The sequence below is a fragment of the Pseudoclavibacter sp. Z016 genome (assembly GCF_002931215.1).
Classification (GTDB): Bacteria; Actinomycetota; Actinomycetes; order Actinomycetales; family Microbacteriaceae; genus Pseudoclavibacter.
On sequence record NZ_PSTU01000008.1, the window covers coordinates 100,109 to 124,319 of the forward strand.

General features: G+C 70.2%; 23 protein-coding genes. 9 read left to right on the top strand and 14 right to left on the bottom strand.

What is annotated here, in order from left to right; translation table 11 throughout:
• Window positions 1-150: 150 nt before the first annotated feature.
• Window positions 151-546 carry an SdpI family protein gene (locus tag C5B99_RS04215; protein WP_104240544.1) on the top strand — a complete coding sequence of 132 codons (396 nt, stop codon included), beginning with the start codon at window positions 151-153 and terminating at the stop codon, window positions 544-546.
• On the opposite strand, the gene C5B99_RS04220 is transcribed toward C5B99_RS04215, so the two are convergent.
• Genes C5B99_RS04220 through C5B99_RS04240 form a run of 5 tightly spaced genes read right to left on the bottom strand, consistent with a single transcriptional unit; the run spans window position 543 to window position 3,363 of the window.
• The gene (locus C5B99_RS04220) at window positions 543-1,145 is read right to left on the bottom strand and encodes an LppP/LprE family lipoprotein (RefSeq protein ID WP_104240545.1); all 603 of its coding nucleotides are present in this window, start codon (window positions 1,143-1,145) and stop codon (window positions 543-545) included. The genes C5B99_RS04215 and C5B99_RS04220 overlap by 4 nt on opposite strands.
• A gap of 22 nt (window positions 1,146-1,167) precedes the next feature.
• A complete protein-coding gene (locus C5B99_RS04225) occupies window positions 1,168-1,470 on the bottom strand; it encodes a cupin (RefSeq protein ID WP_104240546.1) in 303 nt (100 codons plus the stop codon).
• Between the two features lie 40 nt (window positions 1,471-1,510).
• Window positions 1,511-1,699 carry a hypothetical protein gene (locus C5B99_RS04230; protein WP_146081936.1) on the bottom strand — a complete coding sequence of 63 codons (189 nt, stop codon included), beginning with the start codon at window positions 1,697-1,699 and terminating at the stop codon, window positions 1,511-1,513.
• 37 nt (window positions 1,700-1,736) lie between these two features.
• Window positions 1,737-2,879, bottom strand: a complete 1,143-nt coding sequence (locus tag C5B99_RS04235; RefSeq protein ID WP_104240548.1) for an NAD(P)-binding domain-containing protein — start codon at window positions 2,877-2,879, stop codon at window positions 1,737-1,739.
• The gene (locus C5B99_RS04240; RefSeq protein WP_104240549.1) at window positions 2,872-3,363 is read right to left on the bottom strand and encodes a MarR family winged helix-turn-helix transcriptional regulator; all 492 of its coding nucleotides are present in this window, start codon (window positions 3,361-3,363) and stop codon (window positions 2,872-2,874) included. Before C5B99_RS04240 ends, C5B99_RS04235 begins: the two co-directional genes overlap by 8 nt.
• Before the next feature lie 96 nt (window positions 3,364-3,459).
• Between C5B99_RS04240 and C5B99_RS04245 the strand changes: the two genes are divergently transcribed.
• From C5B99_RS04245 to C5B99_RS04255, 3 genes are all read left to right on the top strand, one after another.
• Window positions 3,460-4,548: an LLM class flavin-dependent oxidoreductase gene (locus C5B99_RS04245; protein ID WP_104240550.1), complete on the top strand. Its 1,089-nt coding sequence runs from the start codon at window positions 3,460-3,462 to the stop codon at window positions 4,546-4,548.
• The gene (locus tag C5B99_RS04250; RefSeq protein WP_104240551.1) at window positions 4,541-5,311 is read left to right on the top strand and encodes an NADPH-dependent F420 reductase; all 771 of its coding nucleotides are present in this window, start codon (window positions 4,541-4,543) and stop codon (window positions 5,309-5,311) included. Before C5B99_RS04245 ends, C5B99_RS04250 begins: the two co-directional genes overlap by 8 nt.
• Window positions 5,312-5,407: 96 nt before the next feature.
• Window positions 5,408-5,590, top strand: coding sequence for an antitoxin (locus tag C5B99_RS04255; RefSeq protein ID WP_104240552.1), 183 nt, complete (start codon window positions 5,408-5,410; stop codon window positions 5,588-5,590).
• Between the two features lie 101 nt (window positions 5,591-5,691).
• Here C5B99_RS04255 and C5B99_RS04260 read toward each other — a convergent pair whose 3' ends face one another.
• On the bottom strand, window positions 5,692-6,993 hold the full coding sequence (locus tag C5B99_RS04260; protein WP_104240553.1) for an NAD(P)/FAD-dependent oxidoreductase: 1,302 nt from the start codon (window positions 6,991-6,993) through the stop codon (window positions 5,692-5,694).
• 238 nt (window positions 6,994-7,231) lie between these two features.
• Between C5B99_RS04260 and C5B99_RS04265 the strand changes: the two genes are divergently transcribed.
• The 3 genes from C5B99_RS04265 (at window position 7,232) to C5B99_RS04275 (ending at window position 10,013) form a co-directional block, all read left to right on the top strand.
• A complete protein-coding gene (locus tag C5B99_RS04265; RefSeq protein WP_104240554.1) occupies window positions 7,232-8,080 on the top strand; it encodes an ABC transporter permease in 849 nt (282 codons plus the stop codon).
• Between the two features lie 62 nt (window positions 8,081-8,142).
• Complete coding sequence (locus tag C5B99_RS04270) at window positions 8,143-9,192, top strand: ABC transporter substrate-binding protein (protein ID WP_104240555.1); 1,050 nt, start codon at window positions 8,143-8,145, stop codon at window positions 9,190-9,192.
• A complete protein-coding gene (locus C5B99_RS04275; RefSeq protein ID WP_104240556.1) occupies window positions 9,189-10,013 on the top strand; it encodes an ABC transporter ATP-binding protein in 825 nt (274 codons plus the stop codon). The genes C5B99_RS04270 and C5B99_RS04275 overlap by 4 nt, the downstream gene beginning before the upstream one ends.
• Before the next feature lie 237 nt (window positions 10,014-10,250).
• Here the strand turns inward: C5B99_RS04275 and C5B99_RS04280 are convergent, their stop codons facing one another.
• The 4 genes from C5B99_RS04280 to C5B99_RS04295 all read right to left on the bottom strand — a co-directional run bounded on the left by C5B99_RS04280 (window position 10,251) and on the right by C5B99_RS04295 (window position 14,691).
• Window positions 10,251-11,129 carry a sugar phosphate isomerase/epimerase gene (locus C5B99_RS04280; protein ID WP_104240557.1) on the bottom strand — a complete coding sequence of 293 codons (879 nt, stop codon included), beginning with the start codon at window positions 11,127-11,129 and terminating at the stop codon, window positions 10,251-10,253.
• Complete coding sequence (locus tag C5B99_RS04285; protein ID WP_374953460.1) at window positions 11,126-12,349, bottom strand: dihydrodipicolinate synthase family protein; 1,224 nt, start codon at window positions 12,347-12,349, stop codon at window positions 11,126-11,128. Before C5B99_RS04285 ends, C5B99_RS04280 begins: the two co-directional genes overlap by 4 nt.
• Window positions 12,346-13,503 carry a Gfo/Idh/MocA family protein gene (locus C5B99_RS04290; RefSeq protein WP_104240558.1) on the bottom strand — a complete coding sequence of 386 codons (1,158 nt, stop codon included), beginning with the start codon at window positions 13,501-13,503 and terminating at the stop codon, window positions 12,346-12,348. The genes C5B99_RS04285 and C5B99_RS04290 overlap by 4 nt, the downstream gene beginning before the upstream one ends.
• A 150-nt stretch (window positions 13,504-13,653) precedes the next feature.
• Entirely contained in the window at window positions 13,654-14,691 is a 1,038-nt protein-coding gene (locus C5B99_RS04295; RefSeq protein ID WP_104240559.1) for a LacI family DNA-binding transcriptional regulator, read from the bottom strand.
• A gap of 101 nt (window positions 14,692-14,792) precedes the next feature.
• Here C5B99_RS04295 and C5B99_RS04300 point away from each other — a divergent pair, with 101 nt between their 5' ends.
• Window positions 14,793-15,944 (top strand): glycerate kinase, encoded by a 1,152-nt coding sequence (locus C5B99_RS04300; RefSeq protein ID WP_104240560.1) that lies wholly within the window; start codon window positions 14,793-14,795, stop codon window positions 15,942-15,944.
• 28 nt (window positions 15,945-15,972) lie between these two features.
• Here C5B99_RS04300 and C5B99_RS04305 read toward each other — a convergent pair whose 3' ends face one another.
• The gene (locus C5B99_RS04305) at window positions 15,973-16,488 is read right to left on the bottom strand and encodes an O-acetyl-ADP-ribose deacetylase (protein WP_104240561.1); all 516 of its coding nucleotides are present in this window, start codon (window positions 16,486-16,488) and stop codon (window positions 15,973-15,975) included.
• 233 nt (window positions 16,489-16,721) lie between these two features.
• Between C5B99_RS04305 and C5B99_RS04310 the strand changes: the two genes are divergently transcribed.
• Window positions 16,722-18,332: an L-lactate permease gene (locus tag C5B99_RS04310; RefSeq protein WP_104240562.1), complete on the top strand. Its 1,611-nt coding sequence runs from the start codon at window positions 16,722-16,724 to the stop codon at window positions 18,330-18,332.
• Window positions 18,333-19,148: 816 nt separating this feature from the next.
• On the opposite strand, the gene C5B99_RS04315 is transcribed toward C5B99_RS04310, so the two are convergent.
• From C5B99_RS04315 to C5B99_RS04325, 3 genes are all read right to left on the bottom strand, one after another.
• A complete protein-coding gene (locus C5B99_RS04315) occupies window positions 19,149-19,550 on the bottom strand; it encodes a VOC family protein (protein WP_104240563.1) in 402 nt (133 codons plus the stop codon).
• A gap of 722 nt (window positions 19,551-20,272) precedes the next feature.
• Window positions 20,273-23,323 (bottom strand): glycoside hydrolase family 38 C-terminal domain-containing protein, encoded by a 3,051-nt coding sequence (locus C5B99_RS04320; protein ID WP_104240564.1) that lies wholly within the window; start codon window positions 23,321-23,323, stop codon window positions 20,273-20,275.
• Between the two features lie 42 nt (window positions 23,324-23,365).
• Window positions 23,366-24,196, bottom strand: coding sequence for a carbohydrate ABC transporter permease (locus C5B99_RS04325; RefSeq protein ID WP_104240660.1), 831 nt, complete (start codon window positions 24,194-24,196; stop codon window positions 23,366-23,368).
• Window positions 24,197-24,211 lie beyond the last annotated feature (15 nt).

A 24,211-nucleotide genomic window follows, 5' to 3' on the forward strand; every position in this document is an offset into this window, starting at 1 on the left:
TGTGGAGCGCGCAGGTGGGGTCAAAGTGCCCCATCGGCGGAGGCGGAGGCGGAGGCGGAGTCGGAGTCGGAGTCGGAGGCGGCGGCGGCGGCGGTGGGGCGAGCGGCGGCGGGGCGAGCGGACCGGTCCGGTCCGGCTAGGCTGGGGTGGATGGATGACTCCCTGGTGCTCAGAAGCGTACTTTCGCTCGTGATGATCGGATCCGGACTCCTCGTGGTCTGGATGGCGAGCGCGGCAGCCTCCGGTCAGCTGCAGCGGAACTCGCTCGCGGGCATCCGCACGCCGAGCACGATGTCGAGCGATGTGGCGTGGGTCGCGGCGCACGTGCGGGCGAAGCGCCCAACGATGATCGCCGGATACCTCGCGCTGGCGACCGGCCTTGTTGTCCTCATCCCGATGCCGGAGTGGGGGATCGCGGTGGTTGTGCTCGGCGGATGCGGGGCGCTGCTCGGATTCGTGCTCTACGGGGCTCGCGTGGGCGTCCAGGCTGCGAAAGCCGTGCTGAAAGCTCCCGGCGCCAAGCCTGCGGCCGAGCCTGACGCCTAGTCCGTGGGTGGCACGTCGCCGTCCATGACCACAGACTGCGTGTCCTCATCCCACGTGAAGGTCGCCTGGACCCGCCCGCTGGATTCGGCGTTCGCCTCACCGGGCAGCGTGTACGTGTAGGTCACCTCGATGCTCGCGTCGTCCAGGCGGGCGACGCTGGGCAGGAAGCCGTACGCGTCCGCGGTCGCGGTGCCCAGGTAGCGGCCCTGGTTGAAGAGCATGATGTGGCACGGCGTGGAAACGGTGCCGCCAGACAGCGTCACCACGACGTAGGAGAGTTCCGCGCACTCGTCGTACGTTGCCGCGTCTGGCGTGGCGGCGACCCACTCGTTCGACTCGAGGCCCGGGAACGGGGCGATGGAGCCGATCGACGCCGAGACGGCTTCCTCCTGCGTGAGTCCGGAGCACGCAGGCACCTCCGGCGTGGCGGTTGCCGTCTCCGCCGGACTGGCCGGCGGTGCCGACGCCGGAACGGTCTGCGTGACCGTGACGGTCGGGGCGGCGGATTCGGGGGCCGCCGACGGCGAGCATCCGGTCAGTGCGACCAGCGTCAATGCCGCACACGCGACGACAGATGGTGTCAGGAAGCGGGGAGCCATGCCCGCAACCTAGCACCGGGACTCAGGCGGATGGCCCGACTTTGGCTTCGATTTCCACGAACGTGAACGGTACGTCGCGGTCGTTGACGAGGTTGTGGTGGGCTCCGGGCTCTCGGCTGTAGCTGACACCCGCCGTGCAGTCCATGGCGAACGGGTCCGCCGACGTCGTCTCGACCGTCAGGGTGCCGGTGGTCTGCGGCACCACCACGTAGGGCAGCTCGTGGGTGTGCCAGCCGGTCTCCGCTCCGGGCGCGAACCGCCACTCGGTCACGCGGAAGCGATCGTCGTCGACCTGGATGGTTGGGGTGGCGCTGGGGCGAGTCATGTCTCGACGCTAGCGGCTGCGCTGCGTGCCACGCGTGCGCCTAGTTCTGCTCCTCTGCCGGGTCCTCGTCTTCCTGCTTCGTCTCCTCGGTGCGGTCGCGCAGCTTGTCGGCCATCGCGGCTGCACCCTCGCGTCCGTGTTCGCTCTCGACCTGTTCGATGATGTCGCGCAGGTTCTCGCCGCCGGTCGAGTCGTCGGATGTGGGGGACGCGTTCTGTGGGGTGGTCATGCCGCGACCGTACGCACCGAGGCTGGGCGGCCGCACATCACCGCCGGACTGCGGGCTCCCGTGGGTCCGCGGGGCGCTCGCTCCGCTGGAGCCCCAGCTTCTCGATCGCCCGCACCGCGTCGCGTCCCGCCCGGTTCGCGCCGACCGTCGACTGCGACGGGCCGAAGCCGATGAGGTGGATGCGCGGCTCGTCGGCGACCTGCGTGCCGCGCATCGTGATGCCGCCGCGGGGGTTGCGCAGCCCGAGCCCGTCGAGGTGCGCGAGGTCGGCGCGGAACCCCGTGGCCCACAGGATCGCGTCGACCGGAGTGAAGGACCCGTCGGCCTCGCGCACGCCGTCCGGCTCGATGGCGGTGAACATGGGCCGCCGCTCGAGCGCGCCCCGATCCCGGGCCGCTACCGCGTAGGTCGACCAGCCGAGGCCCGTGTACGAGACGACGCTGCTCGACGGCTTGCCCGCCTCGACGTCGGCCGTCACCTTCGCGATGGTGCTGCGCCCCTCCACCTCCGGGTTGAAGCCGTTCTCGAGGAAGACCGGCTCGCGTCGCGTGTACCAGAACGTCTGCGCCCCGCGCGAGATCTCCTCGAGCTGCTGCACCGCCGAGATGCCGCCGCCGACGACCGCGACCCGCTGGCCTTCGAAGGCCGACGCCGACACGTAGTCGCGCGTGTGCAGCTGCGTGCCGCGGAACGAATCCTGGCCCGGGATGCTCGGCAGCAGCGGGTTGTTCCACGTTCCGGTCGCGTTGATGATCGCGTCGGCGCGCCACCCTCCGGCGCAGTCGGTCGCGACGAGGAGCGCTCCCTGCGGGTCGTCATCGACGCGCGACACCTCGAGCACCTTGACCGGGCGCAGGATGGGCAGGGGCTTCGCGCGCTCGAACTCGGCGAAGTACCGGGGCACCGCGTCGCGACTCGGCTCGTCCTCGCTGCCAGGGGTGCGCGCGAACGTGGGCAGGTCGAAGATGCCGTTCACGGTCGCCATCGTCAGGGACTCCCAGCGGTGCTGCCATGCGCCGCCGGGCTTGGGGTTCGCATCCAGCAGCACGAAGGTGCGCTCGGCGTCCGGCTCGTCGAGGGCGCTCGCGAAGCCGCGCCGCGATAGGTGGAAGCCGGCCGAGAGGCCCGCCTGGCCGGCGCCGATGACGACGACCGTCGCGGAGCGTGGTGCCTCAGGCACGGTCGGCGCCGCCCTCCGCCTCGTCGAGCCCCAGGTGCTCGCGCAGGGCCTCCGTGATCGACGCCACCTGGGTCAGCTGCTCGGGCGACAGTGCGTCGAGGAAGAGTTCCTGGATGGCCTTGAGGTGGGGCACCGAGCCGTGCCGGAACGCGGCGGCGCCCTCTTCGGTGAGGCTCACCATCGAACCCCTGGTGTCGTCGGCGCAGGGGTCGCGGCGCAGGAGGCCGCGCTTCTCCATGCGGCCGAGCTGATGCGAGAGGCGACTGCGCTCCCAGCCGATCGTCGCCGCGAGCTCCGACGAGCGCAGGGAACGGCTGGGCGCCTCGCGCAGTGCGAGCAGGACGCTGTAGTCGCCCGTCGAGAGCGCTGATTCGCTCTGCATGCGGCTCGCGAGGCGCGAGTTCAGCACGCTCGTGGTCTCGATGAACCCGCGCCAGACCCGCAGCTCCTCGGCGCTGATCTGCGTTCGCTTCTGCGTGCCCATGGGTCCTCCATCGCTGGTTTCGCCCCCATCATGCCACGTAGTTGACATATCAACTACTCGGATGCATGATTGACGCGTCAACTACCTGGAGGACCCATGAGCACGCAGAAGGGCACGCAGATGAGCGCAGTGGATGCAGCCCAGTTCGGATTCGAGATCGGCCTCAACTCGTTCGGCGACGTGCCGAACGTCGACGGCCGTCCCATGTCCGACGCCGAGACGGTGCGCCTGCTCGTCGACGAGGCGCGCCTCGCCGAGCGGGTCGGTCTCGACGTCTTCAGCATCGGCGAGCACTACCGGGAGGGCTTCGTCGACTCCGCGACCCCCGTCATCCTCGCGGGCATCGCCACGGCGACGGAGCGCATCGGGCTCGGCTCTGCCGTCACCGTCCTCAGCACGAACGACCCCGTGCGCCTCTACAACGAGTTCTCGACCCTCGACGCGCTCTCGAACGGGCGCGCGCAGATGGTCGTGGGGCGCGCATCCCAGACCCAGTCGTTCCCGCTCTTCGGCTACGACATCGCCGACTACGAGCAGCTCTTCGAGGAGAAGCTCGACCTCTTCATGCAGCTGCAGCGCAACTCCTCGGTGACCTGGTCTGGCACGGTCCGCGCGCCGCTCGTCGACCAGACCCTGCACCCGACGATGCGCCCTGGTGGCATCCCCACGTGGGTCGGCGTCGGCGGCAGCCCCGACTCGGTCGTGCGGGCGGCGCGCTACGGTCTGCCGCTCATGCTCGCTATCATCGGCGGCCAGCCCGAGCGATTCGCCGGCCACGTCGACCTGTACCACCGCGCGCTCGAGAAGTTCGGGATGCCAGCGAATCGCGTCGGCCAGCACGCGCTCGGCCTCGTCGCCGAGACCGACGAGGAAGCGGCCGAGACCTGGTGGGAGTCGTGGAAGCCCATGGTCGAGATGATGGGCAGGGAGCGCGGCTTCTCCCCGCCCACGAAGGACCGCTACCTCCAGGAGCTCGAGACGGGCGCCCTCTTCGTCGGCTCCCCGGACACGGTCGCGAAGAAGATCGTGCGCATGGTCGACGCGCTGCGCATCAGCCGCTTCGACCTCAAGTACGACGTCATCGGCCTGCCAATCGATGCACGCTCGCAGACCATCACCCTGCTCGGCACCGAGGTCGCACCCCGCGTGCGCGCCCTGCTCGCGAAGGAGTCCATCGATGTCTGACGCTCAGCCCAACCCGGGCCGGACGGCAGCGAGCCTGCCCACGATCGGCATCCTGGGGGCCGGCAAGGTCGGCACGGTACTCGCTCGCCTCCTCATCGCGAGCGGCTACCGGGTGCTCATCGCGGGTTCCGGCTCCCCGAGCAAGATCGAGCTCATCATCGACGTGCTCGTGCCCGGCGCGACCACGGGCACCAGCGCCGAGGTGGCCCGGCAGGCCGACGTCGCCATCCTCGCGCTGCCGCTCGGGAAGGCCCTGCCGCTCGATGGGCACGAGGCGATTCCCCGCGACGAGCTGCGCGGGAAGCTCGTCATCGACGCCATGAACTACTGGTGGGAGATCGACGGCGTGCGCGACGACCTCAACGACCCGTTCACGGCAACAAGCGAGCTCGTCCAGGAGCTGCTCTCCGAGTCGCGAGTCGTCAAGGCCTTCAACCACATGGGCTACCACGACCTCGACGAGGGGCCGAAGCCCGCTGGCGCCGTCGGCAGGAGGGGGATCGGCATCGCGGGCGACGACCCCGCGGACATCGCCGACGCCTCGCTGCTCGTGGATGCCGCCGGCTTCGACCCCGTGCTCGTCGGCACCCTGCACGACAGCTTCTCCCTGCAGCCGGGCAGCGAGCTCTTCGGTGCGAACTTCGCCGCAGCGGAGGTGCGCTCGACCGCCGCGCGCTTCCCGACCACCGAGCGGGGCCTCGAACTCGAGGCCCTTCGCGAGGAACGGATGGGCACGGTACCAGCCGGGCAACCGCGATCCTGAGTCGCGCCAAGCTGCCGCACACCGCGCATCCACGTGCGGATGCTGGACTCGTCGCATGGCGCAATCGCGTCGAACCGACGAAGTGAAGGAGACCGAATGGTATTCGAGAACATCGGCGACAAGGCAGCGCAGGCGGCGAACAGCGAGCAGGGCGAGCAGTTCACCGATCACGCGTTCGACGCGGCCGGAGACCACGCGGACACCGCGATCGGCAATCAGCACGACGAGCACATCCAGAAGATGCGCGACGGCGCCGACGCGGCAGTCGGCACCGAGTAGCACCGCCGTCGCGGCGCAGCCGCAGACCACGAAGGCCCGCCCAGGTGGCGGGCCTTCGGCGTCTGCTGGCGGGCTGGCGGGCTGGCGCTGGCGGGACGGCGTCAGCGGATGCGGGTGCGCAGCTCCTCGGTCGACGTCACGCCGTCGTCGATCACGGCTCGGGCCGCGTCGCGGAGCGCTTCGCTCTCCCCGACGTCCCAGAGCAGCACGCCGACGGGTGCCCCCGACTCGTCGCGGAAGTAGCTGACGCGGCTGTGGTCGGACTCACCGGACTCGGGGAGCGGCGCGTCCAGCACGTCGAGCTCGGGGTCGAGGGTGCCGACCGCTTCCCACCGCGTGCCGAACACCATCGAGTAGAAGTACGGGGTGTGCGAGTACGGTTCTGCGGCGCCCGCCATCGAACGGCCCGCGGCCGCCCCCATCTCGGTGGCGTTGTCGACGTGCTCGACGCGCGTCTGGCCGAGCACCGGGTCCGGGTAGACGGCGATGTCGCCGGCCGCCCAGATGGCCGGGTCGATGGTGCGGAGCTGCTCGTCGACGACCACGCCTCCGTCGTCGACCACGAGGCCGGAGTCCTCAGCCAGGTCGACGACGGGCTTCGCCCCGAGGCCGAACACGACGAAGTCGGCCTCCGTCTCCGCTCCGTTGTCGAACACGACGGTCACACCATCCGGGGTGGTCGCGGGGGAGGGGGCGCCAGTCGCGGTCTCCACGGTCTCCACGGTCTCGGCTGCCTCCGCGGTCGCCTCGTCGTAGGGTGCCCGCACCTCGGCGCGCACGCGCTCGACGCGGCGCCCGGGCACGAGCCCCACGCCGTGCTCCACGAACAGCGCCTGGAATCGTTCGGCGAGCGACGGCGGGAACGTGGATGCGCCGAGCACCTCGTCGGGGAAGACCAGGTCGACCTCCACGTGGTTCTGCGCGAGGGCCGCCGCGATCTCCGTGCCGATGTATCCGCCGCCGACGACGACCGCGTGGGCGTTCCCCTCGCTGAGCTCGCGCAGGCGTCGGTAGTCGCTCGCCGAGCGGAAGAAGAGGATGCGCGTGCTCTCGGGCACGTCGATCTCGACGGGCTTCGACCCCGTCGCGAGCAGCAGCTTGCCGTAGCTGACGGTCTCGCCGGTGTCGGTCGTGACGGTCTTCGCCTCGCGGTCGATGCCCGTCACGAGCGTGCCGAGCGTGATCTCGGCGCCCGTCGCGTCGCTCGTGCCGAGCGGCGTCTGCTCCCACGTGAAGTCGGGGTCGACCCAGAGCTTCTTCGAGAGCGCGGGCCGCGCGTAGGGTTCGTCGATGTCGGCGCTCAGGATGCCGATGGTGCCCGTCTCGTCTCGTTCGCGGATGCCGCGGGCGGCCGCATCCGCGACCATTCCTCCGCCGATGATCAAGTAGTCGTAAGCGCTCATGTGCTCCACGCTACGAACCGAGCTCGGGTGGCGCCTGGGAGCGGGGGCGGGGAGTTGCCCGCTGCTCGGGCTCGCGCGTGCGGCGAATCGGAAAGCGCTCCCTGGATCACTGACGGTTGTCTCGCGGATCATTCCACGTTATGTTGGAGCAATCGGGAAAGCGGTTACCCACCGTGAGAGCTCAACCGGGTGCCGCGTTCGACCGAGTCCCCTCTTACAACGCTGTAAGGAGCTCCGCATGACGAGCGCAACCACCAACACCCCAGTCATCGGCTCGCCGACTGACGCAACGCCCCCACCCGTGAAGCGACGCTCCATCGCCAAGGGACTCTCCGGCTACACCTACCCGGCCATCTTCCTCATCGTCGCGTTCGCGGCCTGGTGGGCGGTGACGGAGACCGGGACCGTCGCCTCCTACATCCTGCCCTCGCCCGCCGACACCCTCGCGGCGTTCACCGACAACCCGCAGTACCTGTGGGACAACACGTGGGTGACCACCGTCGAGACCGTCATCGGCTTCGCCCTCTCCGTGGTCCTCGGCGTCGCGGTCGCCGTGATCATGGTCTACTCCCGCACCCTCGAGCGCACCTTCTACCCGCTGATCCTGTTCGCGCAGGTCATCCCGAAGATCGCCATCGCGCCGCTCTTCATCGTGTGGATGGGGTTCGGTCCCGAACCGAAGATCCTCGTCGCCGTGCTCATGGCCTTCTTCCCCATCGTCATCGCCGGCATCAGCGGTCTCCGCACGATCGACCCCGAGATCCTGGAGCTCACGAGCACCATGGGCGCTTCACGATGGAAGACGTTCGTGAAGGTGCGCTTCCCCGCCGCGCTGCCGGAGCTGCTCTCCGGTATGAAGGTCGCCGCGACGCTCGCCGTCACGGGAGCCGTCGTCGGCGAGTTCGTCGGCGCCAACGCCGGCCTCGGCTACGTCATCCTGCAGGCCAACGGCAACGTCGACACCGCCATGCTGTTCGCCGCCCTCATCATCATGTCCCTCCTCGGCATCCTCCTCTTCGCCGTCATCCTCGTCGCCGAGCGCTTCCTCGTGCCCTGGCACGCGTCGCGTCGCAACCTCGAGAGCTGACAGCAGCCATCTCCCACCACCTCGACCCACACCGCCTCGACCCACAACTGGAAAGGCCCCTCATGTCAAAGAAGACAATCCGCAACGGGCTCGTCACCGCCGTCGCCGCCAGCGCGCTCCTCCTCACCGCGTGCTCCGGGAACGCATCCCCCGAACCGGGAGCCGCCGGAGCCGACGGCGAAGCCGGCCTCACCGACGTGACGCTCATGCTCAACTGGTACCCGTACGGCGAGCACGCCCCCTTCTACTACGGGGTCGAACAGGGCATCTTCGAAGAGCACGGCATCAACCTCACGATCCAGGCGGGCCAGGGGTCGACGAAGACCGCCCAGGCCGTCGGCCAAGGGCAGGTGGACTTCGGCTGGGCAGACACCCCGGCCGTGCTCGCCAACATCGACAAGGGCGTGAGCATCCGCAGCGTCGGGGTCTTCCTGCAGACCACGCCGTCCGCCGTGCAGGTCTTCACCGACTCCGGCATCTCGACGCCCGCCGACCTCAAGGGCAAGACCATCGCGACGTCCGCGGGAGACGCGCCGACGACGACGTTCCCGCTCTACCTGGAAGCCGCCGGCCTGGAAGAGGGGGATGTCACGCAGCAGAACCTCGACGCCGCCGGCAAGATGGCCGCGATGATCAACGAGCAGGTCGACGGGCTCATCGGCTTCGCCCACGACCAGGGCCCGACGATCGCCGCGCAGAGCGGCAAGGACGTCACCTACCTGAAGTACTCCGACGTCGGACTGAACTTCTTCAGCAACGGCCTCATTGCCAACACCGACCTCATCGAGAGCAACCCGGACCTCGTCGAGAACATGGTCGCCGCGACCTCCGAGGCGTACGCGGCAGCCACCGAGGCGCCTGAGGATGCCGTCGCCGCCATGGACGGCAAGGACCCGCAGATGCCCGCGGCCGAAGTGCTCATCGAGCAGTGGAACAACACCATCCCGCTCCTCACATCCCCCGAGAGCGACGGCAACGCCCCCGGCGTCAACACGACCGGAGACTGGGAGGCGACCATCGAGGTGCTCTCCACGGCCGGGCTCATCGAGGAGGCGAAGCCCGTCGAGGACTACTTCGACGCGAGCTTCGAGCCGAGCGGAGCGGCAGAATGAGCATGACGGTCAACGAGCGCACGGCGCCCTCCTCGGCGGGCGGCCACCAGGACTACCTGCTCGGCATCGACGACGTCGGCATCCGCTTCGAGACGAAGCGACGCAGCGTGCAGGCGCTGCGCGACGTCGACCTGCACGTCCGCAAGGGGGAGTTCGTCTCCATCGTGGGGCCGTCGGGATGCGGGAAGTCGACCCTGCTGCGGGCGGTCGCCGGCCTCACCGTGCCGACCGAGGGAACCATCGAGCTGCGCGGCTCCCGAGTCACCTCGCCGCGGCAGGACGTCGGGTTCGTCTTCCAGCGACCGGCCCTGCTGCCGTGGCGAGACGTGCGCGGCAACATCCTGCTGCAGGCCGAGATGCGAGGCCTCGACAAGGCGGCAGCGTCGAAACGGTGCGACGAGCTCCTCGAGCTCACGAGCCTCACCGACTTCGCGAAGGCCCTCCCGCACGAACTGTCTGGCGGCATGCAGCAGCGCGTCTCGCTGTGCCGGGCCCTCCTGCATGACCCCGATGTCCTCCTCATGGACGAGCCATTCGGGGCCCTGGATGCGCTCACGAGGGAGCACCTCAACGTCGAGCTCCAACGCCTCTGGGCGCAGACCGACCTGACCGTGCTCCTCGTGACGCACTCCGTGCCCGAGGCTGTCTACCTGGCGAGCAGGGTGGTGCTCATGGGGCCGCGCCCCGGCACGATCATCCAGGAGTTCGACGTCGACCTGCCGCGCGAACGCGAATACGAGCCGACGCTCGAGGACCCGCGCTTCCACAAGGTCGCCGGGCGCATCCGCGAACTCCTCGGCAGCCCTCTCGGCGGCGACTGAACGCCCCGCCGAACCGCGACCCTCGAAGCACCTGGCCCGCTCGCCGCAAGGTGGGCGGGCCTCTTCGTGCGCCGGCAGGTCCGCCCCGGGTCCCGGCAGAGCAGCGCGGGCACCGTGCGCCCGCACGCCCGCGCCCGGCACGCCCATCCCGTGCTCCGGCAGAACAGCGCGGGCACACAGCAGAGCGCCTGCCCCGGATCGGGGCAGGCGCTCTGCTCGCTCGTGCGGGGGCTGGCCTCAGCCGCGCACCGGCAGCGCGAGGTGCGTGCCGACGTGCGTTCCGAAGGCCTCGACCGTGTCGGCGAGCGCCTCGTCGAAGTCCTTCGCCCACAGCTCGGCGTTGAAGACCTCGACCTCGACGTCGCCCGTGTAGCCGGCATCGGTGACCCAGCTCGTGAGCTCAGCGAAGTCGATGATGCCGGCGCCGGGGAGGTGGCGGCTCAGCAGCACGTCGGCGGGGAGGGGAGTTGCCCAATCGCACACCTGGTACGAGGCGATTCGGCCGTCTCTCCCGGCCCGGGCGATCTGCTCCTCGGCATCCGGATCCCACCAGACGTGGAACGAGTCGATCACTACGCCGACGGCGGGGCTCCCGACACGATCGGCGAGGTCGAGCGCCTGCTTGAGGGTCGAGAGCACCGCCCGGTCGGACGCGTACATGGGGTGCAGGGGCTCGAGCACAAGCGTGACGCCCGCCGCCTGCGCCTCGGGCGCGAGCTCGGCGATGGCCTCCTCGAGGCGGCCGCGGGCCCCCGCGAGGTCGCGGCTTCCCTCCGGGATGCCGCCCGCGACGATGATGAGCGACGCGGACGACCCGGGAGCGCCGGCTGCGGCAAGCGTCGCCGCCTCCTCGATGGCCCTGCGGTTGTCGTCGATGGCCGCCCGACGCTCAGCGCCCTCCGGCATCGTCACGAACCCGCCGCGGCAGTGGCTGGAGAACCGCAGCCCGGAGTCGGCGAGCATGCGCGCCGACTCCGCGAGGCCGACATCCGCGACCGGCTCCCGCCACAGCCCGATGCTCTGCACGCCCTGACGCACGGTCGCATCGACGGCCTGCCGCAGCGAGGCGTGCTTGATCGTCGCCTGATTGATCGACAGGCGGGGGTGCGCGCTCATGCGAGCACCCCCGAGGTGGCGTCGACGCCGTTGAGGCGCAGCATCGCGTGCCAGCGTTCAGCCGCGAGCTCGGGCCGCTCGAGCGCCCCGGACGTGTTCGCGAGCTCCACGATGCGCGAGAGGTGCGGGAGGCTGCGGGCCGCGTGCAGCCCGCCCACCATCTGGAACGCATCCTGGTGGCCGTTCAGCCAGCTGAGGAACGCGACGCCCGTCTTGTAGTAGAAGGTGGGTGCGGCGAAGACCTGCCGCGACAGCTCCTGCGTCGGCTCGAGGATGCGCCGGAACCCAGCGGGGTCGCCCGCGTCGAGGGCCTGCACGGCAGCGGATGCGCTCGGCGCGAGCACGCTGAACGCGCCGAGGAGGGCGTCGGAGTGGATGCCGTCCGCGTCGTCCTCGATCAGCTCGACGTAGTTGAAGTCGTCGCCCGTGAACATCGTGACGCCCTCGGGGAGGCGTGCGCGAACGGCCCGTTCGGCGTCCGCATCCAGGAGGCTCATCTTGATGCCGCTGACCTTGTCGGCGTGCTCCTCGATGAGGGTGATGACAAGGTCGGACGCCTGCTGCCAGGCGTCGGCGCCGAAGTAGCCGCGCAGAGCAGGGTCGAACGCGGTGCCGAGCCAGTGCAGCACCGCCTTCGACGAGACGGCGCCGAGCACGCGCGTGTAGACGCGGGCGTAGTCGGCGGGGGACTGCGCCGCGCGGGCCAGGTGTCGGCTCGCCATGATGACGGGAAGTGCGCCTTGCTCCTCCGCGAACGCCAGCTGCTCGAGGTAGGCGCGCTCGATCTCGTCGAGGGTCAGCACCTCCTCCGTGCGGGAGTCGGTGTTGACGCCGACGGCGATGCTGCCGCCCTCCTCGCGCGCGGCCGCGGAGCTGCGGGCGATGAGCTCGCGCGTCGCCGGAGCGTCGAGTCCCATGTTGCGCTGAGCCGTGTCCATGGCGTCGGCGACGCCGAGCCCCCACGACCAGAGCTGCCGGCGGTAGCCGAGCGTCGCATCCCAGTCGATGTCGGCAGGCGCGCCAGGCACGTTGTCGGCCGTCGCGCGGGGGATGACGTGCGCCGCCGCGTACAGCTCACGGGAGCGGAGCCCGCCCGCCGGGCGCTGGAAGGCGGGGGCCTCGAGCAGCTCGACCCGCGACGACTCGCCGGCGGGGGAGAGCAGGGCGAGCCGAGTGCCGGTCGCCGTCCGGGGGCTGTCGATCACCTGCGTCGCCGTCACTTCGCACCCGCCTGATCTGCGAGCGATACGCGGCGGCCAGACGCGTTCGACTCGAGCGCGGCCTCGGCGAGCAGCATGCCCTTGGCTCCCGAGCGGAAGTCGTAGTCGTGGGTGCCGTCCTCGAGCACGTAGCGGAGGAACTCGATCCACTGCAGCTTGAAGCCGTTGTCGACGGCGTCGTTCTGCGGCACCTCGATCCAGTCCGCGGAGTAGTCGTGCTCGTCGCGCAGGTCCGGGTTCCAGGTGGGCTTCGGGGTGACGTTGCGGGGCTGCACCTTGGCGCCGAAGAGGCCGACGACGGCGCTCCCGTGCGTGCCGTCGACGTGGATCTCGACGAGCTCGTCGCGGTTGACGCGCACGGTCCAGCTCGAGTTGAACTGCACGATCGGTCCGTCGGCGAGGTCGAAGATCGCGTACGCCGCATCGTCGGCGGTTGCCGTGTAGCGCTTTCCCGCCTCGTCGACGCGCTCGGGGATGTGGGTGCGCGTCTCGGCGTAGACGGAGGAGATCTCGCCGAAGAGGTTCTCGATGACGTAGTTCCAGTGCGGGAACATGTCGACGACGATGCCGCCGCCGTCCTCGGAGCGGTAGTTCCAGCTCGGTCGCTGCGACGGCTGCCAGTCGCCTTCGAAGACCCAGTAGCCGAACTCGCCGCGCACCGAGAGGATCTCGCCGAAGAAGCCACTCTCGATGAGGCGGCGCAGCTTGATGAGGCCCGGCAGGTAGAGCTTGTCGTGGACGACGCCGTTCTTGACGCCGGCCGCCTCCGCCTCCTCGGCGAGGGCCAGCGCGTCGGCGTAGCTCTCCGCCGTGGGCTTCTCGGTGTAGATGGCCTTGCCGGCGGCGATGGCCTTGCGGATCGCGGGGACGCGCAGCCGCGTGATGAGCGCGTCGAAGTAGACGGGGAAGTCTTCGTCGGCTAGGGCGACGTCGAGGTCGATCGTGTACTTGTCGATGCCGTGCTTCGCGGCCAGCTCGCGGAGGCGTTCCTCGTTGCGGGCGACGAGGTAGAGCTCGATCGGGCGACGCGTGCCGTCCGACAGCGGGATGCCGCCCTCGTCGCGGAGGGCGAGCAGTGAACGGACGAGGTGCTGGCGGTAGCCCATGCGCCCCGTCGCGCCGTTGACGATGATCCCGAGCTTGTCCGTGGTCATATCCATCCTCTCGTCTGAGTCTCGGCGTTGAGACTTCGACCAGCGTATTGGAAAGCGCTTACCGAAACAAGCGCGAGATCGAAGCGGGGGGTACCGGCCTGGTCTGTGGCCCGGATCGAGGGCGGTCTCCAAGGCGCGCCCGCCAACGGGTCAGCCGCGGCGCGGAGTGCTCTCGCGGATCACGACGGCCGTGTTCACGGGCAGCACGACGGGGCCGTCCTTGCCGCGCTCCGCGAGGGCGAGGCGCACGGCGCGGTAGCCCATGTCGCTCAGGGGTGCGACGACGGTCGTGAGGGGAGGGGTCACGTCGCGCACGAGCGCGATGTCGTCGAAGCCGGCGACGGACACGTCGCGGCCGGGTTCCTTGCCGAGGTCCCGGAGGGCGGTGAGGACGCCCGTGGCCATGAGGTCGCTGGTCGCGAAGATGGTGTCGGTGTCCGGGAAGCGGGAGAGGAGCGTGCGCAGCGCCTCGTAGCCACCGTCGCGGGTGAAGGCGGTGGAGATGACGGCGTCGTCGTCGATGCCGAGGTCCGACTCCGCGAGCCCCTCGGTGAAGCCATCCACTCGGTCTCGGTTGGTGAGCAGCTCCAGGGGCCCCGTGATGATCCCGAACCTCCGGCCGCCCTGGTGCACGAGCTGACGAGCGAGCTCCTGCGCGCCGTCGCGGTTGCGGAGCTCGACGACGTCGAAGGGGGAAGGGGCCTGGGCGACGAGCACGACTCGCCCGCCGGAGGCGTCGTACGCGAGCAGCTGCTCTTCGAGGGCCGCCTGCTGCGGGTCGTCGATGCGCCGGGACCCGGTGAGGATGATGGCGCGGGGGCGCTGCCCGCGCAGGGTGCGCACGATCTCGAGCTCGTTCGTGACGCTCCGCTCTGCCGCGGCGATGGTCACGATGAGGTTGGCTTCCTCGGCGCCGCGCATGACGCCCGCCGCGATGGCGCTGAAGTACGGGTCGGCGATGTCGCTCACGACCACGGCGATGGTCGAGGAAGCGCCCCTCGCGACGGCCTGCGCGCTCAGGTTGGGTGAGTAGCCGAGCCGGTCGGCGGTCTCCTGGACGCGCTTCTTGATCTCCTCGTTCACGCGCCTGCCAGCGCTGCCGTTGATGGCGCGCGAGGCGGTTGCGATCGAGACGCCGGCCGCCTGCGCGACCTCGCCGAGCGTGACGTGGTTTCCGTGTCGACTCACGTGTCTCCTCCCCGGCGCGCGACGGTGCGCGCCGCCCTGAATATCTGGAGCCTAGCGGGAAACGCTTTCCTCGGGCGCGTTCCGGTCGGTAGGTTGGGGGCATGCAGCGCCGCACCGTCATCGCACCGGATTCGTTCAAGGGCACCGCTTCGGCGGCCGAGGTCGCCGCGGCGATCAGGCGGGGCTGGCTTCGCGCCAGACCCGGGGACGAGTGCGTCGAGGTGCCGATGGCCGATGGCGGCGAGGGGACGACCGCGGCCATCGCCGGCTCGGTTCCAGGCGCGCGAGTGGCATCGGTGCGCGTCGAGGGGCCGCTCGGTGCCCCCGTTGACGCTGAGCTCGTGGAGCTCCCGGACGGCACCTGGGTCGTCGAGCTGGCGGAGACGAGCGGCATCGCGCTGCTCGACGGGGTGGACCGCGAGTCGTGCGCCCGAGCGTCGACCATCGGGCTCGGTCAGGCGATCAGGTTCGCGGCGGAGCACGGCGCGAGGCGAGTGCTCGTCGGGCTGGGGAGCAGTGCGTCGACCGACGGCGGCGCGGGGATGCTGTCGGCGCTCGGCGTGCGGTTCCTCGACGCCGCTGGCGCCGACATCCCGCTCGGGAATCGCGGACTGCACTCGCTCGAGAGCGTCGACATCTCCGGGCTCGTCCGGCTCCCCGACGACGGCCTCGTCGCGCTGACCGATGTCGTGAATCCGCTCTTCGGGGTGCTTGGGGCCGCCGCCGTATTCGGGCCGCAGAAGGGCGCATCCGTTGACGATGTTCCCCTGCTCGAGGCCGGGCTCACGCGGCTCGCGCAGGTGCTCGACGGGGCGCCGGAGGCGAGCGGCGATGTCCTCGCGCTCGCGGCGCATCCCGGTGCCGGTGCGGCGGGCGGCACGGGATTCGGCCTGCTCGCGGTCGGCGCGGAGGTCTCGGCGGGCGCCGTGGCGGTCGCCGAGGCGGTCGGCCTGCGGGAGCTGCTGCGCGGGGCCGACCTCGTCATCACCGGGGAGGGCAGCTTCGATGCGCAGTCCGAGGCAGGCAAGGTCCCCTCGCTCGTGCGCAAGCTCGCGCAGGAGGAAGGCGCACGCTTCGGGGTGATCGCTGGCCGTGTGGGCCTCGGCGCCGAGGAGCGGGCGGTGCTCGCGCGGGACGGGGTCAGCATCGTGTCCTTGTCAGAGCTCGCAGGCTCCGGCCAGCGCGCCATGGACGAGACCCTCGACTGGGTCGAGGTCGCGGGGGAGCGGATGGCGGGCACGCTCGAGTTCTGACCCGCCTGCCCGGGAAGGGCTTCAGGCGTCAGGCGTCAGCGGCGCGATCGCGAAGCTCGCGCTCCACTCGGGCGAGGAATTCGGGGTCGCGCACGACGATGCGCACTTCCTCGACCTGCGACCCCGAGCCCGAGATGGTGTCGATGGCGGCGGCGATCGCGTCCTCGAGCGGCCAGGCGTAGATGCCGGCGCTGACGAGAGGGAACGCGACCGAGGTGGCGCCGAGCTCGTCGGCGACCTCGAGCGAGCGCCGGTAGCAGGAGGTGAGCAGCGTGCGATCGCGCTGGCCCGAGCCGTAGTCGGGCCCGACGGTGTGGATGACCCATCGGGCTGGCAGCTCCCCGGCGGTCGTATATCCGGCATCCCCGGTCGCAAGGCCGTCGGGGAACCTGGCTACGCAGTCACGGAGCACCTCGGGGCCGCCCGCACGGTGGATGGCGCCGTCGACCCCGCCGCCCCCGCGCATCCCGTTGTTGGCCGCGTTCACGACCGCGTCGACGGCCTGCTCAGTGATGTCTCCGAGAACTGCCACGATTCGCGTCATGAGAGCAGTCTGTCGCAGTGGCGCCGAGCGAAACGGCGGATGCGGTGACAGCTCAGCGCGGGGCGCGGCGAATCCGGCGAACGCAGAGGCCGGGGCCGAGGCAGCGGCAGCAGATCGGGCGGCACTTCGCCGGTGAAACGCTCGCCCCGCGAGACCCATGCCCGCTACTGTGACGAGCAGAGCTCAGCGCACGCTCCCCAGCGCTCTCGAGCTCACGATGGACGGAGCTTCTCATGTGGATGCAGGACATCGACCCGTTCGGAAATCCCTGGTTGTCGGCGCTCGTCGCCGTGATCCCGATCGCCATCTTCTTCATCTGCCTCACGGCGCTCAAGATGAAGGGCATCCTCGCCGCCAGCATCGCCGTCGTCGCCGAGATCCTCGTGGCGCTCGTCGCGTTCGGGATGCCGGGGACCGCCGTCGCAGGGTCGGGGCTCCTCGGCGTCCTCACCGCCATCTGGCCCATCGCGTACATCATCGTCATGGCCGTCTGGCTGTATCGCCTCGCCGTCGCGAGCGGACGCTTCGACGTGATCCGCGCCTCCATCTCGGGCATCTCGCCGGACCAGCGCATCCAGGTGCTGCTCATCAGCTTCGCGTTCGGCGCGTTCCTCGAGGGCGCGGCGGGCTTCGGGGTGCCGATCGCGATCTGCGCGGCCCTCCTCGTGCAGCTCGGCTTCAAGCCGGTGAAGGCCGCCATGCTGTCCCTCGTCGCGAACGTCGCGGCGGGAGCATACGGCGCGATCGGCATCCCCGTGATCGTCGGCGCGCAGGTGGCCGGCGTCGAGGTGCTCGAGATGTCCCGCATGATGACGCTGCTCCTGCAGCCCCTCACATTCCTCGTGCCGTTCCTGCTCGTCATGATCCTCGACGGCTGGCGCGGCCTCCGCGAGACCTGGCCGGCGACCCTCGTCGTGAGCGTCGTCTTCAGCGGCGTGCAGGCGTCCGTGCTGTGGTTCCTCGGGCCGGAACTCGCCGACCTCGGGTCGGGCCTCGCGGCGATGCTCGCGCTCTTCGTGTTCGGCCGCGTCTGGCAGCCGAAGCGCATCTTCCGCGAAGGCGGTGGGGAGGCGCCGGCCGTGGAACGTCACAGCGTGCGCGAGATCGCGGTCGCCTGGAGCCCCTTCTACATCCTCACGGGCCTCATCCTCGTGTGGAGCATCCCCGCGTTCAAGCAGCTCTTCGCCGTCGACGGGCCGCTTGCCGCCGCGGTCATCAAGTTCCCGATTCCGGGCCTCACCGGCGAGATCGCGCTCTCGAGCGGTGACCCCGTCGCGACCACCTGGGACTTCGCCCCCATCAGCGCCACCGGCACCGCCATCCTGCTCGCCGTCATCGTGTCGTTCCTCACGACGCCGAGCCTCAAGGCCGCAGACCTGTGGGGGCAGCTCGCCGCCACGTTCCGCGAGCTCTGGCAGGCGCTGGTGCTCATCGCGCTCATCCTCGTGCTCGCGAACATCGCGAACTACTCGGGCGGCTCCGCGAGCATTGGCAGCGCGCTCGCCGCCGTCGGCCCCGTCTTCCCGCTCCTCGCGCCCATCATCGGGTGGCTCGGCGTGTTCCTCACCGGATCGGTCGTCAACAACAACACGCTCTTCGGGCCCCTGCAGGTCGCGACGGCCGGACGCATCGGCGTCGCGCCCTCGCTGCTCGTCGCCGCCAACACGGCAGGCGGCACGACGGCGAAGGTCATCTCGCCGCAGTCGATCGCCATCGCCGCGGGCGCCGTCGGTCTCTCGGGCCGCGAGGGAGAGATCCTCCGCAGCTCCATCGGCTACAGCCTCGGGATGCTCGCCTTCATCTGCGTCTGGAGCTTCACCCTCTCGATGCTGCTGCCCTCCTGAGTGCGCTGGCGCCCGCTGGCGCGAGCCGGCGCGAGCTGGCGCGAGCTGGGGCCCGCTGGCGCAAGCGGGGACGCGCCGGGACGCGCGCAGGGTTGTGGCTGGGTGCGGTCGCGGACCTCCCGAGGAGCGTTTTGCCACAACTCTGCGGCGCTACTGGGTGAGCGGGGTGAGCGGGTGTGGCGTCCGGTCTGGTGCGCGACCGCGCGGGGTGAGCCGGCCTCGGCGCCTGGTCCGATGCCTGGTCCGGTGCGTGTCGGTCGGCGCGTGCCGGGACGTACACAGAGTTCTGGCTTGGTGCGGTCGCGGAGCCCCCAAGGAGCACTTCCCCACAACTCTGCGATGGCGCCGGGGCGCGGCGGTGCGGGCGCGCGTTAGGCGGGCGCGTGCGGGTCCCCGCGCGCAGGGTTGTGGCTTGGTGCGGTTGCGGTTCTCCCAAGGAGCGTTTGCCCACAACTCTGCAGCGGTGCCGGGCGCGCGGTGGTGCAGGAGGTGTGCAGGGTTGTGGCTGGGTGCGGTTGCGGAGCTCCCAAGGAGCGTTTTGCCACAACTTTGGGGGCGGCGCGGGGTGAGTCGGCTTCGATGCCTGCTCGGGCGCGCGTTGCGCGGGCGAGTGCGTGTCCCCGCGCGCAGGGTTGTGGCTTGGTGCGGTTGCGGTGCTTGCGAGGAGCGTTTCCCCACAACTCTGCGGTGGTGCCCGGCGCGCAGTGGTGCAGGATGCTCGCAGCGTTGTGGCTTGGTGCGGTTGCGGTGCTCAGCAGGTGCACCAAGCCACAACTCTGTGCGGGGGAGCTGTGGCCGGAGGCGCTAGCGCGGCACCTACTTCGAGACGAAGAACTCCAGCGCGATCTGATCGGGGTCCTTGAAGCTCAGCGCGTAGCCATACGCCGCCTCGACAATGCCGCTGTGCTCGATACCGTGCTCGCTCAGGTGGCTTGCCCACGCCTCGAGCTCATCGCGGCTCTCGACGGTGAGCCCGATGTGATCGAGTCCCGGCGAGAACGGCGAGAACCCTCCGCCACTCGCCCCGTCGGTGCCGCCGTCGTGCTGCGTGAGTCCGAGGTTCGTGCCGCCCGGCAGCGCGAACAGCTTGCGGTGCAGCGATTCGTCGTCGATCTCGGTCGCCGGGGCGAAGCCGAAGACCTGCTCGTAGAAGGCGACGCTCGTCTCGAGGTCGCGGACGGTCACCGCGAGGTGATGGATGTTCGTGAAGGTGGGCATCGTCGCTCATTCCTGCGCGCGTCGGGGCTGCGCGCTCCGCCATCCATCTAACGCCGGTCCCGCTGGGAAGAACCGGGATGCTGCGGGCTCCGAGCGGCACGGGAATCCGAGCGGCCGGCTTTGACGGCAGCGGTGTGGCCAAGTGCGGTTGCGGTGCTTCGCGAGCGCACTTACCCACAACCTTGGCGCCGGGACAGCGAGCGAGGGGCCGCGAAGGAGGCTGCGAGGGAGGGGCTGAGAGAGACTCAGCGGGAGAGCTCGAGGGGCGAGAAGCCGGGAGCCGATCGGCAGGGCCCCGAGACGCCGGGAGCCGATCGGCAGGGGGCCCGAGACGCCGGGAGCCGATCAGCAGGGCCCCGAGACGCCGGGAGCCCGAGCGGAGGGTCCCGAGCGGCACGGGAATCCGAGCGGCCGCCTTTGACAGCAGCGGTGTGGCCAAGTGCGGTTGCGGTGCTTCGCGAGCGCACTTACCCACAACTTTGGCGCCGGGACAGTGGGGGAGCGCGAAAGGAAGCGAGAGGAAGGCCGACAGCGCGAGAGGAAGGCCGACAGCGCGAGAGAGCCCGAGGAGCGCGGGGGCGCCCGCAGACGCAGGCTCCCGCAGACGCAGATGCCCGCAGACACAGCTGTGGCGAACCGGCACCCAGGAGTCCGCGGGTGCGGTTCGCCACAGCGTCCGACCGGCCAGGCAGCGCAGTCTGCCCGCCCGGTCTCCCCAGTTGTCAGCGCAGCGCCGACACCCCACGGAAGCGGAGCGTGACCAGCTGGAACGGGCGCACCGACAGGGCCAGGGCCCCCTCGGCATCCACGATCGCCGTCTGGTCGACGTCACGTTCGAGCAGGTCGGTCTCAGCGACCGACTCGAACGCGAACCCGGGCGTCACCGTCGCCCGAGCCTTCGCACCGCGAGCCTCATACAGGCGGACGACGACGTCGCCGCTCTGGTCTTCGGCCAGCTTCACGGCCTCCACCACGACGGCCGGGTCGTCGACCGTCAGCAGCGGCTCGATGGCCGCGGCTCCGGTCACGGCGCGCGGTGCGACGTTGAGCCGGTAGCCCTCGGCGGCCGCGTCCAGCACATCCGCACCCACTCGCACCGAGGTGCGGAGCACGTGCCGGCCCTGGTCGGCGTGCGGGTCCGGGAAGGTGGGAGCCCGCAGCAGCGACTCCCGCACGAGGGTGGTCGTGCCGCCGGATTCTCGGGTCGTGCGGGTCACGTCGTGCCCGTACGTCGAGTCGTTCGCGACGGCGACCCCGTAGCCGGTCTCCCCGACGTGCACCCAACGGTGTGCGCTCGTCTCGAACCGTGCGACGTCCCACGACGTGTTGCGGTGGATGGGGCGGTTGACGTGCCCGAACTGGATCTCGGACGACGACCGCTCCGCGTGCACATCCAGCGGGAACGCCAGCTTGAGGAGCTTCTGGCGCTCGTGCCAGTCGACATCCGTCGTCAGGTCGAGCGTCGGACGCCCGGCGCCCAGCGACAGCTCCTGCACGAAGGTGCTCGAGCCGTGCGAGCGCGACACACGCACGACGACCCGGTCGGCGTCCTCCGAGACGACCTCGATCGAGTCGACCGAGCGGATCGGGCGGCCGTGGCGCTGGTAGTGCACGTCGATGTCCCACGCATCCCACTGGGCTGGGGTGTCGCGGTAGATCCACAGCTCGGCGGCGCGCTCGCCGGCCGGAACCAGCTCGCGATCCGCGGCGACGTCGAAGAGCGACGACACGAGACCGTCCGCGTCGATCGTCACGCGCACCAGCGAGTTGTCGAGCACCAGGGTGTCACCGGAGCGCGTGAGCGTCACCGGGCCACCGTGCGGGGCGGCACCCGAGGCGGCACCGGATGCGCCACCACCGAGCGCGGGCACCCCGTCCACCGCGTACGGTCCGGCGTTCGCGAGCAGCGCCGTCTCCCCGGCGCCCGTCAGCGAGCCGAGCGCCGACGAGATGAGCGTCTCGAGCTCGCCCGCGACCCGCTCGTAGTGCTCCTCGGCGACCTGGTGCACCCAGGCGATGGAGGAGCCGGGAAGGATGTCGTGGAACTGCTGCAGGAGCACCGTCTGCCAGGCCGACTCGAGCTCCGCGTACGGGTACGCGGCGCCCGTGCGAATCGTCGCCGCACTCGCCCACAGCTCCGCCTCGCGCAACAGGTGCTCGCTGCGGCGGTTGCCGCGCTTCGTGCGCGCCTGCGACGTGTAGGTGCCACGGTGGAACTCGAGGTAGATCTCGCCGGACCAGACGGGCGGCTGCTCGAGCTCGGCCTCGGCCTGCTCGAAGAACGCCTGCGGGCTCGTCATCTCGACCGTCGGCGAGCCTTCGAGGTCGCGGGTGCGCTCCGCGGCCGCGATCATCTCGCGGGTCGGGCCGCCGCCGCCGTTGCCGTAGCCGAACGGCACGAGCGAGGAGTTGGCTTCGCCCTTCTCCTTGTAGTCGCGCTGCGCCTTGTGCAGCTCCTCCTGCGAGAGCACCGAGTTGTAGGTGGCGACGGGCGGGAAGTGCGTGAACACCTGCGAGCCGTCGATGCCCTCCCAGTTGAAGGTGTGGTGCGGCATGACGTTCGTCTCGTTCCACGACGGCTTCTGCGTGAGGAAGTACTTCGAGCCGGCGGCCTTGACGATCTGGGGGAGCGCGGCCGAGTATCCGAAGGAGTCGGGCAGCCACACCTCGGGCGGCTCGATGCCGAACTCGCGGATGAAGAAGCCCTTGCCCGCCACGAACTGGCGGGCCATGGCCTCGCCGCCCGGCAGGTTCGTGTCCGACTCCACCCACATGCCGCCGACGGGCACGAAGCGCCCCTCGAGGACTCGCACCTTGATGCGCTCGAACAGGTCCGGGTAGTGCTCCTTCATCCACGCGAACTGCTGCGCCGACGAGCAGGCGAAGAGGAAGTCGTCGTTCTCGTCCATGAGCGAGAGCACGTTGGAGAAGGTGCGCGCGCACTTGCGGATCGTCTCGCGCACCGGCCACAGCCAGGCCGAGTCGATGTGCGCGTGGCCGACGGCGACCACGTGGTGGGCGCTCGCGTAGGCGGGGGAGGCGAGCAGGGGAGCGAGCACCTCGCGGCCGGCCTTCGCCGTGCTGGAGATGTCGTCGGGGTCGAGGGTGTCGATGAGGCGCTCGAGCCCGCGGAGGATCTCCGCACGCCTGGGTGTCTCCTCGCCGAGCTCGCGCCACAGGCCGTCGAGGGTCCACACGTCCTGCGCCAGCTCCCACACGGGCACGTCGCGCAGGCCGATGTCGAGCACCCGAGTGCGGTAGATGGGGGCGTCACCGGAGGTGGCGAGGTCGCCCATGGGGGTGGGTGCGTAGACCGACTCGCCCTGCACGTCCGGGTTCGACGCCGCCTCGATGTAGAGGTCGATGCTGTCGCCTGGGCCGATCTTCAGCGGCACCGCCGTGTTGCGGGGCTCGATGGCCTTCAGGATGTGGCCTTCCGGGGTCCAGACGAGGCCCTCGGCCTGGAAGCCCGGGTGGCCGCTCACGAAGCCGAGGTCGACGAGCACCTCGACGCGTGCATCCGTCATCTCCCAGTCGGCTGGGACGGTGCCGGTGATGTGGAACCACGTGGTTCCCCACGGGCGGCTCCACTCGTCACCGACCCGGAAGGGCGTGAACTGCTGGGTGACCGCCTCGGCGAACGGCACGGGCTCGCCCGGAACGTCCCAGGAGGTGACGGTGAGCTGTTCGCGCTCGCGGTAGATGGCTGGGGTGAGTCGTTCGGACACGAACCGGCGGATGCGGAGGTCGACGAACTGCGTGGGATCAGGCATGAAGCGCCTTTCTGCGTTGAAGGAGACGTTGGAAGTCGTGGATCAGCCCTTGACGGCGCCGGCGAGCGCGAACGAGCCGCCGCCGAGGCGGGACACGAGCACGTACAGCGCCAGGACCGGCAGGGAGTAGAGGAGCGAGAACGCGGCGAGCTGGCCGTAGGCGACCGCGCCGTACTGGCCGAAGAACGAGAAGATGCTCACCGCGGCGGGCAGCTTGTCGGGGCTCAGCAGCAGGATGAAGGGGATGAAGAAGTTCCCCCACGTCTGGATGAACACGAAGATGAACACGACGGCGATGCCGGGGCGCATGAGCGGCACGACGATGAGCCGCAGGGTCGCCATGGCCGAGGCGCCGTCCGTCCAGGCCGCCTCCTCGAGGGAGACGGGCACCGAGTCCATGAAGTTCTTCATCATCCAGATCGCCATGGGCAGCGAGGTCGCGGCGAGGAACAGGATGGTGCCGAACATGTTGTCGATGAGGTTGAACGCCACGAACAGGGCGTAGACGGGCACCATCATCGCGGTGATCGGCAGGCAGGTCCCGAACAGCACCCCGTACAGGAACGGCTTGTTGATGCGCGACTTGTAGCGGGAGAGCGGATAGGCGGCGAGGATCGCCGCGAGCACCGTCACGATCGCGCATCCGCCGGACAGCACGAGGCTGTTCCAGAGCGGGATGAGGGAGATCTCCGGGGTGAGGACGGCGAGGAAGTTGTCGAGCGACGGTGCTTCGGGCCACTTCACGGACAGGCTCGCGGTCGAGTCGAACGATGCCAGGAGGAGCCAGACGAGGGGGAGCAGGAAGATGATGCCGATGACGCTGAGCACGATGTTCGCGAACCAGCGCATCGCGCGACCCCGAGGGGCCGCCATGCTCGTCTCGACGTG